The sequence below is a fragment of the Roseateles amylovorans genome (genome assembly GCF_025398155.2).
Lineage (GTDB): Bacteria > Pseudomonadota > Gammaproteobacteria > Burkholderiales > Burkholderiaceae_C > Roseateles > Roseateles amylovorans.
Window position 1 is genome coordinate 5,093,915 of the sequence record NZ_CP104562.2, and the last position, 18,580, is coordinate 5,112,494.

15 protein-coding genes are annotated in these 18,580 nt (G+C 67.4%); 4 read left to right on the forward strand and 11 right to left on the reverse strand.

The window, feature by feature from the left end; translation table 11 throughout:
• Positions 1 to 108: 108 nt before the first annotated feature.
• The gene (locus N4261_RS21065; protein WP_261757214.1) at positions 109 to 1,035 is read left to right on the forward strand and encodes an acyl-homoserine-lactone synthase; all 927 of its coding nucleotides are present in this window, start codon (positions 109 to 111) and stop codon (positions 1,033 to 1,035) included.
• A gap of 224 nt (positions 1,036 to 1,259) precedes the next feature.
• Here N4261_RS21065 and N4261_RS21070 read toward each other — a convergent pair whose 3' ends face one another.
• From N4261_RS21070 to N4261_RS21120, 11 genes are all read right to left on the reverse strand, one after another.
• Positions 1,260 to 1,973, reverse strand: coding sequence for an autoinducer binding domain-containing protein (locus N4261_RS21070; RefSeq protein ID WP_261757215.1), 714 nt, complete (start codon positions 1,971 to 1,973; stop codon positions 1,260 to 1,262).
• A 284-nt stretch (positions 1,974 to 2,257) separates the two neighbouring features.
• On the reverse strand, positions 2,258 to 3,262 hold the full coding sequence (pip, locus tag N4261_RS21075; RefSeq protein WP_435531960.1) for a prolyl aminopeptidase: 1,005 nt from the start codon (positions 3,260 to 3,262) through the stop codon (positions 2,258 to 2,260).
• Positions 3,259 to 4,932 carry an FAD/NAD(P)-binding protein gene (locus N4261_RS21080; RefSeq protein WP_261757217.1) on the reverse strand — a complete coding sequence of 558 codons (1,674 nt, stop codon included), beginning with the start codon at positions 4,930 to 4,932 and terminating at the stop codon, positions 3,259 to 3,261. Before N4261_RS21080 ends, pip begins: the two co-directional genes overlap by 4 nt.
• Before the next feature lie 103 nt (positions 4,933 to 5,035).
• Entirely contained in the window at positions 5,036 to 6,100 is a 1,065-nt protein-coding gene (locus N4261_RS21085) for a porin (RefSeq protein ID WP_261757218.1), read from the reverse strand.
• 185 nt (positions 6,101 to 6,285) lie between these two features.
• Complete coding sequence (locus tag N4261_RS21090; protein ID WP_261757219.1) at positions 6,286 to 7,602, reverse strand: ATP-grasp domain-containing protein; 1,317 nt, start codon at positions 7,600 to 7,602, stop codon at positions 6,286 to 6,288.
• An 11-nt stretch (positions 7,603 to 7,613) separates the two neighbouring features.
• Complete coding sequence (locus N4261_RS21095) at positions 7,614 to 10,154, reverse strand: ATP-grasp domain-containing protein (protein WP_261757220.1); 2,541 nt, start codon at positions 10,152 to 10,154, stop codon at positions 7,614 to 7,616.
• Between the two features lie 179 nt (positions 10,155 to 10,333).
• Complete coding sequence (locus tag N4261_RS21100; RefSeq protein WP_261760798.1) at positions 10,334 to 11,614, reverse strand: aminotransferase class I/II-fold pyridoxal phosphate-dependent enzyme; 1,281 nt, start codon at positions 11,612 to 11,614, stop codon at positions 10,334 to 10,336.
• Positions 11,615 to 11,619: 5 nt separating this feature from the next.
• Positions 11,620 to 12,531: an acetaldehyde dehydrogenase (acetylating) gene (locus N4261_RS21105; RefSeq protein ID WP_261757221.1), complete on the reverse strand. Its 912-nt coding sequence runs from the start codon at positions 12,529 to 12,531 to the stop codon at positions 11,620 to 11,622.
• Position 12,532: 1 nt separating this feature from the next.
• Positions 12,533 to 13,540 (reverse strand): 4-hydroxy-2-oxovalerate aldolase, encoded by a 1,008-nt coding sequence (dmpG, locus tag N4261_RS21110; RefSeq protein ID WP_261757222.1) that lies wholly within the window; start codon positions 13,538 to 13,540, stop codon positions 12,533 to 12,535.
• A 284-nt stretch (positions 13,541 to 13,824) separates the two neighbouring features.
• Positions 13,825 to 15,045, reverse strand: coding sequence for an MFS transporter (locus N4261_RS21115; RefSeq protein WP_261757223.1), 1,221 nt, complete (start codon positions 15,043 to 15,045; stop codon positions 13,825 to 13,827).
• A 235-nt stretch (positions 15,046 to 15,280) separates the two neighbouring features.
• Complete coding sequence (locus N4261_RS21120) at positions 15,281 to 15,529, reverse strand: hypothetical protein (protein WP_261757224.1); 249 nt, start codon at positions 15,527 to 15,529, stop codon at positions 15,281 to 15,283.
• Between the two features lie 521 nt (positions 15,530 to 16,050).
• On the opposite strand from N4261_RS21120, the gene N4261_RS21125 reads away from it, so the two are divergent.
• The 3 genes from N4261_RS21125 to N4261_RS21135 all read left to right on the forward strand — a co-directional run bounded on the left by N4261_RS21125 (position 16,051) and on the right by N4261_RS21135 (position 18,560).
• Positions 16,051 to 17,019 (forward strand): DUF3369 domain-containing protein, encoded by a 969-nt coding sequence (locus N4261_RS21125; RefSeq protein ID WP_261757225.1) that lies wholly within the window; start codon positions 16,051 to 16,053, stop codon positions 17,017 to 17,019.
• Between the two features lie 154 nt (positions 17,020 to 17,173).
• Complete coding sequence (locus N4261_RS21130; protein ID WP_261757226.1) at positions 17,174 to 17,962, forward strand: adenosylcobinamide-GDP ribazoletransferase; 789 nt, start codon at positions 17,174 to 17,176, stop codon at positions 17,960 to 17,962.
• 1 nt (position 17,963) lies between these two features.
• The gene (locus N4261_RS21135) at positions 17,964 to 18,560 is read left to right on the forward strand and encodes a histidine phosphatase family protein (RefSeq protein ID WP_261757227.1); all 597 of its coding nucleotides are present in this window, start codon (positions 17,964 to 17,966) and stop codon (positions 18,558 to 18,560) included.
• The last annotated feature ends 20 nt before the right edge of the window (positions 18,561 to 18,580 follow it).

The following is an 18,580-nucleotide window of genomic DNA, read 5'->3' on the forward strand; positions in this document are numbered from 1 at the left end:
ATCGATTCCCGACATCGGATCGATTAACAGATCTGTCAGTTGATCGGCCTCCGGGCGACTCATGTAATGGCGCGCTGCCCAGAACACAGAGCCCCCACGGAGGACCGAATGCGCATTGAACTCATCGACGACCAAGCCGTTTCCGCCACGACACGCGGCGCGATTGCCCGTTATCGCCACCGTGTCTTCATCGAATCGCTGCAATGGGATCTGCCCTGCGACCCGGGCCATGAACAGGACGAGTTCGACGCCGAGGGCGCGACCCATCTCGCGGCTTTCGATGGTGATCAGGTGGTCGGCTATGCGCGCCTGCTGCCCACCTTGCGGCCGTATCTGCTGGCCACCCATTTCGCGAACCTGCTCAATGGCGCCGCTGCACCGCAGTCGGCCGAGGTGTGGGAGCTGTCGCGCTTCGCGGCGGGCCATGCCGCACAGCCGGGCAGCGCCTCCGATGCCAAGGCCCATACCCGCATCGGCAAACGGGTGCTGCTGGAGGCGGTTCGCTTCGTGATGGCCCGCAACGGCGAGCAACTGATCTGCTGCACCACCGTGGCGGTGGAACGCCTGGCGCATCGCTGGGGCGTGGACATCGAACGACTGGGACCGCCGGTGCGCACCAGCGCGGGACTGCTGGTGGCGGCCCGCATCCATTGCTCACGCCAGACGCTGGAGGCGCTCGAGCCCGCCGCCGTGCAGATCACATCGACCGCTGGATCGGCAGCCTCACTGCATGCCCCGGGGCATGTCCCGCTTCACACCGGCCTGCAGGCGCAGGCGCCCACGACCGCCTCAGCCCACGGGCTCTCGGCAGCCGGGGCGTTGACCTCGCTGGGCAGCACCACGCTGGCCAATGCGTCGCAGGATCCTCTGGTCTCGCTGGCCGGGCTGGCCGCGCTCAAGGGGCACGGCATGGTGCCCGCGATCGGCCATCACGGCGCCGCCCACGCCATCGGCTCGCCGGCCTGGCGCAAGGACACGCGCTGCGCCAGCGCGCCGTCAGCGCTCGTCACAGGCGGCCGGGCCATTGCAGTCTGACCTCGCCGTACGGCTGACACATCGCCCATCCCCAGCCCGCACCCCGGCCGTGAGGCCGCGGCGCGGCGACAGGTGGATCTGGCGACCCGTTGATTTGGCGATTCGGCGGTGATCTGGTTATCTGGCGGTGATTTGGCGATTCGGCGATTCAGCGAGTCGGCGATTCAGCGATTCAGCTCATTCGCGATTCACGGAATTCTGCGATTCGGCCATCCGCCACGGCGTCAGCTCAACAATCCCATCAACGCCGCCATGACGGCTGCTGCTGTCTTGTTGCCGGTGCCCAGCTTCTGACAGGCGTTGCGCATGTGGAAATTCACCGTGGCCTCGGACACGCCGATGATCTGGGCCATGTCGGCCGAGGTCTTGCCGTCGCAAGACCATCGCAGCACTTCCCGCTCGCGGGCGGACAGATCGAGGTCGCCTTTGTCTCGCAATGAAGAATCCCAATGCTTGAGCATGGCTTCATGACAGAGATAGGACAACCACTGCAATCGCTCGGCCTTGGCCTGCAGTTCTTCCTCGCAGATCGGCGGGTCGGTGCGGGCGCAGGTCAACAGGCTGACCATGCCGCGGGAATCGCGTCGCGGCTGCGCCCAGCCGTGGGCCAAACCGTGGGCGCGCGCCTCCAGTCGCAATTCGGGGCAGGTGGCGAACAGCGCATCGGACCACAGGATGGGCTCGTCGCTGACGATCGCATGCGCCACCGTGGGATCGCGCCGCAGGAAGTCGCCCTGTTCATAGCGTGTCTTCCAGGCTTCGGGATAGTTGCTGCACCAAAGCACCCGTGGCGCGATCAATGGTACCGGTGCCTTCATGCCGAATGAGCAGTACTGGAACCCGAGTCGGTTCACCTCCGCCAGAATCGTCTGGAACGTCTCGTCGGTGTCTGCGGCGGAACTGACCAGCCGCAACTGTTGCACCTGCCAGCAATTCATCTCCATCCCTCTCTGAGTCCGTACCGAACGGACCTGTCCTCCGTCAGCGCGCGCCGAGCGCCGTCAGTTCTGCAGATGTCGGGAGCACCGATCCGGTCGAAGTACGCTGCTTCCACCTGAATCGCCCCGGATAGAGCGCAAGCATAGGCGCATGGCGTTATCCCCGTTATCCCCTAGGCAAAGGAAAACGCATCTTGGAGGGATGACTCTAAGCCGCGGAGGCATCCACGTGCCGCGTGGCCGCGACGCTGCGGCGGTCACCACGGCGCTCACCGCCGGGGCGGTCAACCTGCGAATCGGTCGGTGGCGCGGATCAATTGATCGGTAATGCCAGGTTCCTTGAACGCATGGCCCGCCGCTTCCACCAGTCGCAAGTCCGAACCCGCCCAGGCTTGGTGCAATTCGAACGCGGTCCGGGGCGGCGTGGCCATGTCATAGCGGCCCTGCACGATGACGCCGGGAATGCCGCGCAGCCGATCGGCCTGGCGAATCAACTGACCTTCCTCCAGGAAGGCGCCGTGCATGAAGTAATGGCATTCAATGCGCGCCAAGGCGAGTGAGAACCGGGGCTCGGTGCGCTGGGCCAGGGACACCGGATCGGGCCGCAGGATGATGGTGCGCGCCTCCCAGCGGCTCCAGGCCACCGCCGCGCGCAGTTGGGTGGCCTCGTCCGCGTCGGTCAGCAGGCGGGCATAGGCGCTCAGCAGGTCATGACGCTCCTCGACCGGGACCGGCGCCACGAAGTGAGTCCATTCGTCGGGGAACATCCAGGATGCACCGTCCTGGTAGTACCAACGCAATTCCTCCCGACGCGCAGTGAAGACGCCGCGCAGGATCAGCGCCGTGACCTGCTCCGGATGCGCCTGTGCATAGGCCAGCGCCAGCGTGCTGCCCCAGGAACCGCCCAGCACCAGCCAGCGCTGAACGCCGAGCATGCGGCGCAGTCGTTCGATGTCCTCCACCAGATGCCAGGTGGTGTTGGCCTCGATCGAGGCATGCGGCGTGGAGCGACCGCAGCCGCGCTGATCGAACAACAGCACGCAATAGCGCGCCGGGTCGAACAGCCGGCGCTGGTCGGCAGAACAGCCGCTGCCGGGCCCCCCGTGCAGAAACACCGCCGGCTGGCCATGGGGATTGCCGCACAGCTCCCAATACAGCCGGTGTCCGTCGCCGACGTCCAGATGGCCGCTGGCGAAGGGCTCGATCGGCGGATAGAGCACCGCGGCGGCTTCGCCCGCCTGCGGGTGGGTGTCAACGAAAGAAGTGTCAGGGTTCAGCGCCATGCTCATACTGTAGCCGCCACCCCCCGGGCGGCATCGATGACCGGCAGGATCGGTGCAATCGACGTCCCGGCGGTGGGCGCCAAGGCCCCGCACGCACGCGCCAGCACCGCGTCCACCACCCGATCGGCCAGCCGGGCGTTGACGCTCATCGCATTCGTCCAGAAGCAGGTGCCCACGCTGAGCGAGCCGAGCAAGGACACCACCGGCTCCCATCGCTGGGCCGCAAGCGGTGCACGCTGAGAATGGGCATCCCCGGCGCCCTCCCCGTCCCGATGGCGGCCGATCAGGCGCAGATCCTCGAACTGCTGACGCACACCGCCGAATTCGCAAGGCGTCATCAGGCCGCGCGCGACCAATTGACGAATCAGCGGATCGTCGGAGCGGGTCACGTCCACGCACATGCCGGTGGCATTGACCAGATGGTCCACGTGGCAGGTGGATGCGGGTGGCGGCGTGAGTCGGTGGGCGGAGTGGTGCGCATCATCACGCGCGCCGAAGTTGATGTCGAAGCCCTCGCGGCGGGCCGTCACCGCCACCACATCGCCGCGCACCGCCAACTGACCGCTGCGCAGCATCGACAGCACCTTCTCCGCATTGACCAGCGGCACTGCGATCCGTCGCACCAGGAACAGGTGGCGATGGTGCGCGACGAATCGCCGCCGGTCCGCCAAGGAGAGCCGGTGCCACGCATGGTCGATCACCTCATTGGTCTGATAGAGCACCGACTGCCAATGGCGCTCGCCGCGGCGGGCGATCTCGATCTCGCCCGCCAGATACTCGGCCGGCGTGGCACCGTGCGCCAACGCCTGCGTGAGGTCGAAGGGTTCGCCGGTGCGTGCCTCGATGTCCAGGCGCAGCAGGTGCACCAGGTCATCCAGGGCCACATGACCGTGCGCATCGCAGCGCAGGGCGTCGATGCCCTCGCGGGTGAACCAACGCAGCGTGACCGGGCTGCTCACGTCACTGCGCACCGACGGCAGATGGCCGCGCCGCGAGAAGGCGGTGATCTGTCCACGAAAGCCGCTGTCATGCAGCGACACGATCGCATCCAACGCGCTGAGGCTGGTGCCGGCGATGCCGACATGGTCCGCCTCCGCCAGCGCCTTCACCATCTCCCGGCACGGATACGGCGAGGGCAGATAGCCCCGCTGGCCCACCAAGTCACGGTATTGGGACGACGCCAGGTTGCCGCTGCACAGCACCACTTCATCGGCGGTGAAGCGCAAGCCTCGCGCGGTGTGCAGCACGGTGGCACCGAAGTCGGTGGGCACCAGGTCCACCACCGCCTCGCCGATCAGCGACAGCGGAATCTGCCGCGCCGCCAGGGTGGCCACAGCTTGGCGATAGGTGTCGGCCAGATAGTCGCCATAGACCGATCGGGGCACCGGGCCGGTGAGCCATCGGGCCTGGGCGGGATCGCTGTCGGCACGCGCCTGCAGCCAGCGGGTGAAATGCGCCGGCTCCTGAGGCAGCACCGACAGCGCTGCCGCCGGCGTGTTCAGCAGCACCGCCTCCAGGTCCGGCGCATAGGGCTGGCCGACACCCAGGCGGGTGGCGGGCTCGAACTGCAGCAGATGCAGCGCAGGCAAGGACTCGATGCGACGGGCCAATTGCGCCAGCACGCTGGTGGCAATGGAGCCCCCGCCGACGAGGGCCACCGTATAGGCTCTGGACAAGGTCGCTCCCCTGAGTGGTGATGGAGACAGTCGAATGGATGAAGACAGTGGGCGGTAGACGCTGGGCCATCGGCAATCGGCAATCGGCGCTGGCGCCCGTCAGTCAGAACTTCTTGGACATGCCGACCACCAGCGACGACACCCGCCGCCCGGTGCCCAGCGCGGCCGACGTGGAGGTATCGAAGGAATAGCGCGAGCGCCGGTCGTTCACGATGAGGTTGTGGAACGCATAGAGCTTGGTGAGCTTGGACAGCCGCGTCGTGTAGCCGAGCGAGAACATGCTCGCCCCCGATTGCGATTGGCGACGCACGTTGTTCACCACCGCCTCCGGTCCGGCCGAGCCCCGTCCGCTGAAGGCACGGCCGGCATTGCCCCACACCGTCTGCGCGCCCCAGGTGCGGCTGAGCAGCAGGCCAGCGTAGTCCCGCGTGAGCGTGCCGCCGGCGGCGACGCGGTAGCTCAGCCGCTCCAGCCCCAGCCCGACCGTCACCGGTCCCTTCCATTCCATCGACAGCGTCAGCCCGTGGTCCCGCGCGCCCGCATACCGGGTATCGACCTGCTTCTGCGCGGCCACGCCGAGGTACAGCGCGCCCTGTCGGTACTGCATGCCGCCCGAATACGCGTGCGAGCTGCCCTTCTCACGTTGCAGATCGGTGGAAAGGTCGGCCACCGACACACTGCCCGAGAAACCGCCCCAGGTGGGCGTGTCGTAGCGGACGGCGGTGATGAACGCATCCATGCAGCCGCGGTCCATGCCGGCGCCATTGCCGCAGTTGGCCCACAGCGCGATCGGGTTGTGGTTGCCCTGGATCTCGATGAAGTACCAAGGCAGCGACACATCGTCATAGATCGGCAGGACCCGACCGAGCTTGATCGCCCCCGCAGGACCCGCCAATTGCACGAAGCATTCGCGGTTGCAAAAGCCGCCGGTGCCGGTATCGGTGCGCAGGCCGGCAGAAACGTAGAACGAAGCGCTCAGGTCGTCGCCCAGGGATTCGGTGCCCTTGAAGCGGATGTTGGACGCCGAGCTGTCCAGCCGGTTCAGCACCCGCGCACGGCCGTCCGCATCCGCGTAGCGGAGTCGGTTCAGCTGCACATTGAGCTCGCCGGAGAGGATCAGGGAATCGGTGGCCGCAGCGGCGGTCACCGGCCAGTTCCCTGCCAGCATCAATGCTGCCCCCAGCCCAGCCAGCTGAAGCGCCGCCACCGAGCGGCCCCGGGCGGGTCGGACTGGTCGCTCTGGTCGCTCTGACCAGACTGCCCGACCCGATCGACCCTCGGCACCCCAGCGCTCCCGCAGGCGATCGATCACGCGCCCGGAGCGATGTCCGGGCGTCCGTTCCGCGTGCGGTCTCACTGCGCGACGATCGGCTCGGCGCCCGCAGGCCGCGCGCGCAGCTCCGGTCCCGCGCTGGCGGCGGTGGGCGCGCCGCCGCTGGCCTCGTGGCGTCCGGTTTCCCACCGGGTGTTGTCGGCGAACCAGCGCTGGAATGCCTGCAGCCGGTCGCGGATCTGGGCCTCGTCCGCCCCCTCGACGATGGCACTCACCACCTCCGAGTTGGTAAAGGCCATGCCGGAGTAGGCCCGCCCCGGTTGCCCATAGAGCTTGTAGCGTCGCACGAAGGGCAGCGGGCACTCCGTCGGCGCCTCCACCAGCAGGCCGGGCACCGGCGGAATGCTGATGTGGCCCACGCGCCGCACCGGCCGCTCCGGCGCCGACACCGTCGCCGACGGGTCGCGCAGCGCGCGCAGGAAGGCCATGCGGACATCAAGGCCCCAGGCTTCCTCCAGCTCCTGGTTGAAGAACACGCCGCCCAGCCGAGAGGCGATCTCGCACAGCACGATGCGGCCGGCCGGGTCCACGAAGGCCTCCAGATGGAACAGCATCGTCGGCTCCGACGGCAGCACCTGTTCGACCAGTCGGCGCGAATAGTCCACCAGCGCCTGCTGCACCGGGTTGCTGTCGTCCAGCATGTGCAGGTCGTGGCAGGCGCCCCCAAGGAAGTCCAGCGCCGAGGTCATCACCCGCACCGGCGAGATCACCACCGGCTTGCCCCGAACATACAGGCCGTTGACGATGTAGTGATCGCCGACCACAAAGGCCTCGACCATGGTGTTGTAGAGCGTGGACGAGGGCTGGCGATCCAGCCAGGCATCCAGGGCCGACTCATCCCGCAGCACGATCACATTGTTGGAGCCACGGCCATCGCGCGGCTTCACCACCACCGGCCAGCCGTGGCGATCGATGAAGCGACGCACATCCATCGCGCTGTGCACCACCGCCATCGCGGCCACCGGCAGGCCGGCCTCACGGGCGCGGCACTTCATCAGGTATTTGTCGCGGTAGTAGCGCATCGCGTCCTCGGCCCCGCTGGTCAGGCCCAGGCGGTCATTGACGCGTGCGGCGCGCAGCATGTCGATCTCCGCCAGCCCGACCGCACGTGGTCCGGGCAAGGTGCGGGCGATCTCCAGCGCGCGCAATTCGACGGCGGCGTTGTCGTTGAAGCGATCAAAGAAATGACAGACGACGCGCCCGGCCAGATGGCGTTCGATCGACTCGCGCTGGCTGGAGCAGGTCAGGACGCGGGCGTCCGAACCCAGCGTCTCCGCCCATTGCGCGGCGCTGTGTTGCAACAGGATCTTGGGCGGGCAGAACAGGAGCAGGCTCATGGCGATTCTCCTCAGGTCGCCGCGGTGGCGGCATGGGCGGCATGGGCAACGCCAACGGCACTGCCGGTCGGCACAGCGGCGGTCGTCGCCGGCAGCGGCGTCGGCACACCGGCGCTCGTGGGTGCGCCGGCCACCGCGATCAGTTGCTCCAGGGCATTCCGATCCGCCGAGCTGACGATCCGGAAACCCAGCCGCTGTTTGATGTCGTGCACCATCGGCGTCATCGCCACCCGCGGCGCCCAGACCTCCTCACGCACGATGGTGAGCGATTCCGACGGCGCGCGTTCCGCATCGAAGTAGAACTTCACGCCAACGAAAGGCGCCTGGGCGTTGTCCCGCGTGGGCGCGATCCGCAGCGGCACCTGGGCCCGCAGCCGACAGAAGCATTCCTCCAGCGACACGCCATAGCGCAGCTCGACCAGCTCGGAGATGCGGTCGCCGGCCACCCGGTTGCCGGCCTCGATCACCCGGATGCCGTCGGGCGTGAGCTTGAATTCCACATGCATGACGGTGTGGGTCACGCCCCAGGCGGTGACGATGCCCGCGATGGCCCGCAGCAGTTGCGCCTCGACCTCGGGCGCCAGTCGGTCTCCGCTGAGATGGCCCACCTCATTGCAGTAGGGCCAGGGCGACACGAATTTGGTCGTCAGGAAGAAGTCCTTCAGTCGACCGTTCTCGACCAGACATTCCGCGCTGTACTCCGGGCCGACCGCGAGTTCCTCCACCAGCGCGCCCTTGGAGAAGGGCAGCCCGTCCGAGCCGCTGTCGACGAAGCCGAACATCGCCACCAGCAGCTCGCGGGCCTCGGCCTCGGTGTGGCAGGCGCGGACGAACATGCTGGAGGCCATGTCGATCGGTTTGACGATCACCGGAAAGCGCACGCCGCGCCAGTCAAAGGCCTGCGCTTCGTCCAGGTGGCTGAAGCGCGCCAGCACCTTCGGCTGCGGCACATTGAACTCGGCAAAGCGGGCCCGCATGCTGGCCTTGTTGCGGAATGCCAGGCCCTGGTCCAGCGGGTTGTGGGGGAGGCCCAGGCCTGCGGCGATGCGGTCGGACACCGCCACCGAATATTCGCCGCCGGGCACCACGCCCTGCACCCGCTCCCCGCGCAAACGTCCCACCAGCGAGTCGATGCTCGCCGCAGCGGCGGCCGCATCGGCCGTGGTGAAGTCGGCTATGTCCGCCACGATCAGGTCCGCGCCGGCCGCACGGGCTTGCTCACGGAAGCTCTCGGCGCCCACCACCACCGCTTCCCAGCCCTGGCGTTGGCAGATGGCCAGATAGCGGCCCAGGCTCAACGGGCCGATCGGGAACGCCAGCGCCAGCTTGAGCGGCTCGAACGGCGTGGCGGTCACCTGCACCGCAGCCACTGCGCGTTCGGCATTCTCGACAGCCTGCTCCACCGTCTCGCCCTGGCACAGGGCATAGCCCTGGCGGGACTCGGACCAGGTCAGCTTGCCCAGACGCTGCCCGGCCTTGAGGGTGCAACTCAGGCGCACCACGCCTTCGCTGCTGGTTGCGCGGTCGAGGTTGGCCACCGACTCGATCTGTTCGTTCTCACGCGCAAAGAATCGGATCGCCGCCGCCGGTGCCACCGGCCGACGCGCAGGCGCCGGCAGGCCGAGCAATTCACACAGGGTCTCGGACATCAGGTCCACGCCGCTGACCAGCTCGGTCATTTCCCAGATCTGATCGCCGCCGATGCGGGTCTGCGACTCGATGATCTTCACGCCCTGCGGTCCCACCCGGATCTCGGTGTGCGCAGGTGCGGTCTGCTGCTCCACCACGTCCAGTAGCCGGGTGACCGTGTCCACCACCGCCTGGCGCGTCTCAGGCGACAGGCGGGCCGGCATCTGATGGCCCAGCTCGATGAAATGCGGCGCCTGGGTGGTGAGCTTCTCGGTGATCATGACCACCTCGTGCCGACCATTGCGGGAAATCGATTCGACGCTGTACTCCTGGCCCTCCAGAAACTCCTCAGCCAGGATGCGCCCCTTGCAGGCATTGCGGGTCCAGGCCCAGGCGTCGGGAATGCCGGCCGCGGCGTCGACATAGGAAATGCCGATGCTGCCGCCCCCGTCGAACGGCTTGAGCACCATCGGCCGCCCGCCGAGCCGGTCGAAGAAGGCGCGCACATCGGCCTCGTCCTGGCACAGGGCGTAGTCCACCGCGCTGAGCTGATGCTCGCGCAGCAGCTGGCGCATGCGGAACTTGTCCCGCGTCATCAGCACCGCCTGCTCATTGCCGCCCGGCAGTCCCAGCACATTGGCACAGACCGAGGCCGCATGCAGGCCGTATTCGGCGAAGGAGACCACGGCATCGAACGGATCCAGGGCATGCCAGAGCTTGGCGGTCTCGATCACCTCTTCCAGGTCCTTGTAATCGGTGACCAGGTAGCGGCTGGCCTGCTTGAACTGCAGCTCGCTGACCAGGTCGGACGACTGGATCATCGCGAAGCGCAGGCCGAGCGCCTGCACCTTCTTCACCGTGTGGTCGCGGCCACCGACGATCAGGACATGAGGGGGCTTCGGGGCGGAGGAAGTGGCGGTCATGGTGGTGGCTGTGTGAGGTCGTGAGGAATGGGGGACGAAGCGGCTGGATCTCGATGAAGGGGATGGTGCTGAGACGTTGGTGCTGAGACGTTGTGGCTGAGACGTTGGGGCTGGAACGTTGAGGCTGAGACGGAAGTCGTTCGAGGCGTTGGGCGGGATTCACTGACCCCATCGAGCGGTCACACGAGCGCGTCCACCAACGAACGGATGCGCTCGACCCCATCCGCCAAGGTGTCCAGATCGGCCGAACAGGTGATCCGGATGCTGCGGGGTTCGCCGAAGAACCGCCCGGGGACCACCGCCACCTGCGCGTGCGTCAGCAGCAACTGGGTCAGGTGGAGGTCGTCCCGGATGCGTCCGGCGTCCGCATCGGCAGGGCGGGCCGTGGCGAGGTCGGCATGCCTCTCGGCGGGGGCGTGCGAATCCGGATCGAACGAGGTGCCGGCCGGCAACCTCAAGCCGAAGCAGGCCGACACGTCGGGAAAGAGATAGAAGGCGCCGTCCGGCAGCGGGCATCGGATCCGCGGGCTCGAGGCCAGCAGGCCGTGGGCCAGTTCCCGCCGTTGGCGATAGCGCTCCACCATCGCGTAGGAGAACGACTGGTCGCCCGCCAGGGCCGCCGCCGCCGCTGCCGCGGCAACCTCAGGCACGCTCGAGATCGAGTTGCTGTTGAGCCGCACCACCGCCTCGGCCAGCGACACCGGCGCGGCCATCATGCCCACGCGCCAGCCGGGCATGCCGTAGAGCTTGGAGACCGAGTCGATCTTGACGACGCGGTCGATCAGGTCGGGCGCGACCTGCAGCAGATGGCAGAAGTCCATCGTCCGCGAGACGAAGCGGCTGTAGACATCGTCGCTGACGATCCAGGCATCGCTGCCGCGCAGCACGGCGGCGAGCGCATGCAGCGCATCGCGGTCGTAGGCGGCGCCGGTGGGATTGGACGGATTGTTCAGCAGCACCGCCTTGGTCCGCGGTCCCAGCGCCGCGGCCAAGGCGTCGGGGCTGATCTTGTAGTCGGCGTCCACGCCGCCCGGGACAGGCACCACCGTGCCGCCGGCCTGCTGGACGATGTCGAAATAGGTCGGCCAGCACGGCGTGGGGATCACCACCTCGTCACCGGGCTCCAGGATGGCGGCAAAGACCGAATGCAGCAGGTGCTTCGCGCCCAGGCCGGTGACGATGTGGCGCTCCTCATGCAGCCGCAGCCCCTGCTCGGCGAGGTGATGCAGATAGGCCTCGACCAGCGCGCCATGCCCGCGGCTGCTGCCGTAGACGCCGCGATCGGCCGCCAGCGCCGCCTGGGCCTGGGCATAGACATGGGGCGCCGGCAGGAAGTTCGGCGTGCCGACCGACAGATCGATCAGCTCGACGCCGCGAGCCTGCAACTGCCGCACCTGGGCCACCACATCCAGGATGGGGCAGAAGCGCGCATCGCGATGGAGCGGGGCCAGCCGGGGCATCGGGTTCACCGCAGGACCAGATCGCGGAGCGCGTTCGGGGTGGCACGTCCGACACCGCGCGCCGCCAGCCGCTCGGCCATGTTCACGGCGGCGGAGGTGATGATGTCCAGATTGCCGGCATAAGGGGGCAGGTAGTCGCCCCGGCCCACCACCCGCACCATCACGAACAGGCGGTCCGCATCCAGTCGCGGCTCGACGATCAGCTCATAGCCGGGCACATACTCGCGCACTTCCTGCACCGTCTGGTGGACCCGGTCCAGCAGGTCGCCGAGGGTGCGGTTGCCGAGGGAGTCGAACAGCACCGAGACCGCGGTCTGCATCGACACCTCCGGCTTGGCCGGATTGATGTTGAGGATGGTCTTGACCTGCTCGCAGCCGGAGAAATGGCGGATCGCCGCTTCGGTGGTGGTGATGTAGTGGTCCAGGTTGCGGCGGGTGGCGGGTCCCGCACTGCGCGCGGAGATGGCGCTGACCACCTCGATGTAGCGCACGCTGGGCACCACCGCGCAAACCGCCATCACGATCGGCAGCGAGGCCTGACCGCCGCAGGTGATCATGTTGATGTTGGCCGCACGGTGCAGGTCGTCGCCGTTGAGCAGCGGCACGCACAGCTCGCCCAGGTGAGCCGGTGTGAGGTTGATGATCGGCGTGCCGTGCGGACGCAGCGCTTCGGCCAATTCGAGGTGGGCATCGGCCGAGGTGGCATCGAACACCAGATCGACGTCGTCCAGACGCTGCATCAGCGCCTCCAGCCCGCCGGCGCTGACCGGCACCTGCCGGGCCGCCGCGAAGGCCAGGCCGGAGGACTGTTCATTGCGCCCGGCAAACAGCACGCAGTCCAGTTGGGCCGAGCGCTGCACCTTGCACAGGATGTCGCAGCCAATGTTGCCGCTGCCGAGGATGGCGACGTTCAGCATCTCAGGCCACCGCGCCTTTCCGCAGCCGGTTGGCCACATCGATGATCAGGTCTTCCTGTCCGGCCACCGCATTGACGCGCGCCAGTTCCTTCCAGATGAGCCGCGGCGCGACACCGAAGGTCTGGGCGGCCCGCGCGACATGCTTTTCGAATCCGGCGCACACGCCGTAAACGCCGCTGATGAGGTTGGAGGTGCCGATCAGCGTCGGCTTGCTGACCGGCGGGATGTCGCTGAGGCTGTCGATGGCGGCGCACAGCTGGAACAGGTCGACGCCGGTCTCGTAGTCGTAGCGCTCCAGCACCGCGCACATCACTTCGAGCTGGGTGTTGCCCGCGCCCGCGCCGAAGCCCCGCAGGGTGCCGTCCAGGATGGTGGCACCGGCCTGGGCCGCGGCCAGCGAGTTGGCCACCGCCAGACCCAGGTTGTTGTGGGCATGAAAGCCCACCGGCACGCCCAGATGCTTGACCAGCAGGCCGATCTTCTCGGTCGCACTGCGCGGGTCGTAGTGACCGGCGGAGTCCATCAGCGTGATGGCGCTGGCGCCGTAGCCGACCTGCTTGGCGGCTTGCTCCAGCAAGGTCTCGGCACTGGCCATGTGGGTCATCATCAACACGCCGTGGACCTGTTTGCCGAGGCCGCGTGCGTAGTCGAAATAGCTCTCCGTCAGATCGGCTTCGGTGCAATGCGAGGCCAGGCGAATGACATCCACACCGATCTCGACGGCGGTCCGGATGTCGGAGATCTTCGCGAAGCCCGGAATCAGGTGAACGCCCAGCAAGGAGCGGCTGACATGCTGGCGAGCGCACTCGAGCAGTTCGCGGTCGCTGTGCCGGGCCAGGCCCAGTTGAAGCGACGAGGCGCCCAGGCCGTTGCCGTGACCCACCTCTACGCACCACAGGCCGCAGCCATCGACGGCGCGGCAGTAGGTCTCGATGTCGCGGGTGGACAGCTGATGTCCGATCGCGTGGTTCCCGTCGCGCAGCGTCGGGTCATAGATGTGAATCGACAAGAGGGTCTCCCCAGGTGTTCTGACAACAACGAACCCGCTGGCGCGGCAGCCAGTCCGTCACGGGTGCCGCACCGATTCGTCGGCGCGGCCTGGCCGCACGGGTTCGACACATTCCGCCAGCGGGACATCCGTCGGCGGGACCATGAATCCAAGATGGTTCGAGATCGATCGCTGCCGCCTCCGTCGCCACGCGGCGGCTCGCCTCCGAGGTCCGATGCGGTGGTGGGCGGTGGGTGCCGCCGCCCGGCAGTCTTGGGGCGGATCGCTGCGGCCGGCCGATCGACTCAGGCCGGCGCGCGCATCCAGCGCCGCAGGAAGATCAGACCGAATCCGACCAGCATCAACCCGTAGACGACATACGCCACGATCACGGTGGTGGATCCGCCCACAGCCCCCAGCAGTTGCACCGTGACCGCCGCCATCAAGGCGGTGCAGGTGCTGAACATCGACAGCACGCGGCCCTGCATCGCGGTGGGGATCTCGCGCTGGAGTTCACTCATCAGGCCGACGCCGCTGTGACAGGCGAAGCCGATCAGCAGGTACATCGCGATCAGCCAGGGCTGGAAGGCGCTGGCCGGCAGCAGCGCGATCACCAGGCCGTAGATCACCACGCCGCCGACGATCATCGGTTGATGGCCGAAGCGCTCCTCCAGCGCATGCAGGAACACGCCGGCCGCGATGCCGCCGATGCCGAACATCGCGTCGATCAGGCCGAAGGTCTGCACCGACAGACCGAAGGTCTTCATCGTCAGCAAGGGCAACAGGAAATTCAGCAGCGGCAGCGAGACATAGAACAGCGAGCAGCCGACGAACAGGCGGCGCACCCGCTCGTTGTCCCGCAGCAGACGCAGGGCGGCGAGGTACTCGGCCGTCATCGAGGCGCCGGACGGTCCCGGGCCGCCATGCGGTGGGCGCGCCGCAATCTGCAGCAGGTTCAGGCCGCCCACCACCGCCAGCCCGGCAGCGATCGCCAGCACCGACACCTCGCCCAGTTGGTAGGCAAGCAGCCCACCCAAAATCGGGCCGAACAAGCCGCCGGTCTGGTTGGCGATCGAGATCGTCGAGCTGGCCGAGAGCAAGCCTTCCTTGCTCACCAGCTCCCGCAGCAGGGCGCGCGCGGCGACTGAATGCAGCAGGCTGGACAGGCCAACAGCGAGCGTCATGGCATACAGGTAGATCGGCGTCTGCACCGACAGGGCCAGCATCAGCGCGGTGAGCGCGATCAAAGCGCCCTGGAACAGGTCGGCGATCACCACCAGGTTGCGGCGGCTGAAGCGATCGGTGACCGTGCCGATCACCGGCGACAGCAGCGCGCTGGGCAGCAGGGTGAGTGTGAGCTGCAGCGCGACCGACGACGCGTGGCCGGTCATGCGCAGCAGCATCCAGGCGGTGACCACATACACCATGCCGTCCACCAGACGGTTGCACAGCATGCGCAGGAACAACGCACGGAACTGCGTGTCCTTGAGGATGAAAAAGCGCTGGGTCAGGACGGTGGCAAGCATGCGGCGGATTCTTCCGCAGGCCCTGCAAAAACGCGCCTAGCAGAACTGTTAGGGCGCTTCTGGCTCCCCCTCGTTACGGTGGTGGTGGCGGTGGTGGTGGAGGCGCTCCGTACGCGCATGGAAGCGATGCCGCCTCAGCGTGAGCGCGCAGCGCCGCCCGCAATCGGTCAGGCGTCAGGCGTCAGGCGTCAGGCGTCAGGCGTCTATCGTCACGCGTCTCCCGACGCGTCCCGAGTCACGAACGAGCGGTGCAGCGGCGCTGAAGCGCAGAGGCCGCGCAATTGAGCGCGGTGGTTTCCTCGCTGGCAGCCAGCGTCTCAAGGCGCCAGACACGCACATCGACGGCGTCACCTGATTCATGCGCGGGCGCCACGCACTGCGCCTGCGGTGACAACGCCGGTGAAGCCGCCGTGCCCTGCGAACGAGCGAAAGCCTGCAAGGCAAAGGCAGACAGCGCCAGCAATACGGTGATCAAGGTCTTCATGGCCGAACTCCCTGTGGCCCCGAGTCAAACTTGATGCGTCCTCGGTCAGATGCCGATTGGGTCGCAACCTCGGACGGATTGAATGTCCGCGCCGCACAGGCCAGAGTAAATCCCCTGTTTGATAGCCCTGTTGCCATGTCTGACACCGGAAGTGTTGTCCACGAATCCGCAGGCGCGAACCGATTCAGTGCATGGCCATGGCGTACAGCGTCTGACTTCTCGTCCTGCGAAAGCGTCCGGCCCTCGATTGAAATCGACTGCACGCCGACGTCCTCGCAGCCCAGTCCAATTGCAATCAATGCGAATTCAACGAGCATTGGGTACGCATTCAGAGTTCAATCCACGGCAATGGAATGAGAAAGGCGCTATGCGGGACTGGGGTGACATCGTCCGATCAGCAGCACCATTCGATTCCACCATGCGATCGCGACAGCAGCGCCGTTGCGTCGCGTGCACGAGGTCTGTTCGTTCGGGCGCAGCTGCTGATAATCGCAGCACAAGCAGCGAAGAGGGAGGACCGCATGACCGACATGGTGTTCGCCGACGAATTGCCCGAACCGGGTGCCGGCCCCAGTGGCCGCAGCCGAGCCGCCGAGCCCTGGGTGGTGATGATCGTCGACGACGATCCGGCCGTGCACCAGGTGACCCAGTTGGTGATGGACGACTTTGAATTCGCCGGTCGCCGTCTGCAGTTTCTGAATGCCTACAGCGCCACCGAGGCGCGCGATCTGCTGCGCAGCCGACGCGATGTGGCCTTGGTGCTGCTGGACGTGGTGATGGAGTCGGACCATGCCGGTCTGGACCTGGCGCAATTCATCCGCGAGGAACTGCTCAACACCCATGTCCGCATCGTGCTGCGGACCGGTCAGCCCGGCCAGGCGCCCGAAGAGCATGTGATCAAGAGCTACGACATCAATGACTACAAGGAGAAGACCGAACTCACCAAGCGCAAGCTGATCACAGTCTTCTATTCGGCCCTGCGCTCGTACCGCGACATCATGATCATCGAGCATGCGCGTCAGGCGCTGCGGCGCTCGATCGAGGCGATCACGATGATCCACGATGCCCACAACCTGCGCCATTTCGCGTCGGCCATGCTGGAGCAGGTCGCCCACCTGCTCGGCGCCGAGGCCCAGGGGCTGTGTGCCAGCCGGATGAGCGCCTATGCCGCCTCGCATGCGCAGGGACGTCTGCGGGTGTTGGCGGCCACCTCGGAGTATCAGCGCCTGCTGGTGGACGACGAGGTGCGCGACCTGCCCGACGAGGTGCGCGAGGCGATCGACCAGGCGTTGCTGTCACGCGAGAGCCGCTTTGATGGCGAGTGCTTCATCGGCTACTACCGCACCCACTCCGGCAACGAGAGCCTGCTGTACATGGCCTTCTCGGAACCGATCGACGCCCAGGGCCGCGAGCTGCTGGAGATCTTCTGCGCCAATCTGGCGATCGCCTACGAGAGCCTGCTGGCTCGGGAGCAGGCGGCCGGGCACTGAGACAGACGCCGTCGCACAGCCGCAGCCGCGCCCAGCGCCTCGTATCATCGCGGCCGTTCGTCCGCAGAGTGTCTGCGGATCTGTCGTCGCCGCGCGGTGGACGTGCGTCGGCCCTGCTCCCTTGTCCTGAGGACCGATCTCCACGGTCCGCGCCATGCTGCATCACTTCCGCCTGTTCTTCATTGCCCTGCAGTTCTTCACCCGTGTGCCGGTGCCGCGCTGGGTCGGCTTCCAGCCCGGCTGGCTGAACGAGAGCGCACGCTACTTTCCCCTGGTGGGCGCGGTGGTGGGCGGCTTTTCCGCGCTGGTGCTGTGGGCCGCCTCGTTGATGTTCCCGGCCACGGTGGCGGTGGGCCTGGCGATGGCGTCCAGCGTCTGGCTGACCGGCGGCTTTCATGAGGACGGATTGGCGGACAGCTGCGACGGGCTGGGCGGTGCGGTGAGCCGCGAGAAGTCGCTGGCGATCATGAAGGACTCGCGCATCGGCAGCTACGGCGCGTTGGGGCTGATGCTGGTGCTGGGTCTCAAGGCCGCCACGTTGCTGGGGCTGGCGGATACGGACCCCACGCTGGTGTTGATGGCGGTGGTGTGGTCGCATGTGGTGTCGCGCGCGGCGCCGGTGTGGCTGATGCATGCGCTGCCCTATGCCGGTGATGCGGACCATGCCAAGGCCAAGCCGCTGGCGACGCAGGTTGGCGGTGGCGGGCTGGTGGTGGCCCTGGTCATTGCGTTGCTGGCCAGCGGTGTTGCCGCGTGGCTGTTGCCCGACGAGGTGCCGCTGCTGATCGGCGCGCTGGTGACCGCCTGCGGGCTGACCTTCTATCTGCAGTCGATGTTGGAGCGTCGCCTGGGCGGCTACACCGGGGACACCTTGGGTGCGGCCCAACAGATCGTGGAGCTGGGCACCTTGTTGGCACTGCTCGGCCTGGCTGCGGTGTTTTGAGATGGGGGACGCCTTGCAGGATCTTCCGGACGTTCGCGACATGCCGGGCGACTCGCCACCCGCGGCGGCATCGAGCGCCCCGATCTCGGTGTGGCGGCATCCGCGCCCGGACGGCGCGGCCGGCTTATGCGTCGGCGCCGGCTGTGACCTCACCGTGGCGCCCCGCCGCGCCAAACGACTGGCGCGCCGCATCCAGGCCCATGCACGGCGGCACCGTTTGGCCCATGAGATCTGGACCTCGCCGTTGACGCGCTGTGCATCGGTGGGACGTTGGCTGCGACGATGGGGTTGGCGCCACCATGTGGACGCGGCGCTGGCCGAGATCGACTTCGGGGCCTGGGACGGGCGCGCCTGGGCGCAGATACCGAAAGCCGAGATCGATGCCTGGGTGGCGAATTTCTCGACCTTCGCGCCGGCGGGTGGTGAACCGCTGCAGGCGCTGCTGATGCGGGCCAGTCGCTGGTCAGGCGGAACACTGGTGGTCAGCCACGGGGGCTGGATGCTGGCGCGCCGATGGGCAGCGATGCATCCCCATCAGCCGCCCGCTGCGCACCAATGGCCGCAGCCTCCGAGGTATGGCGAGCGCTGGGCACTCTGAATGAGCGATCCCGGGCTCGG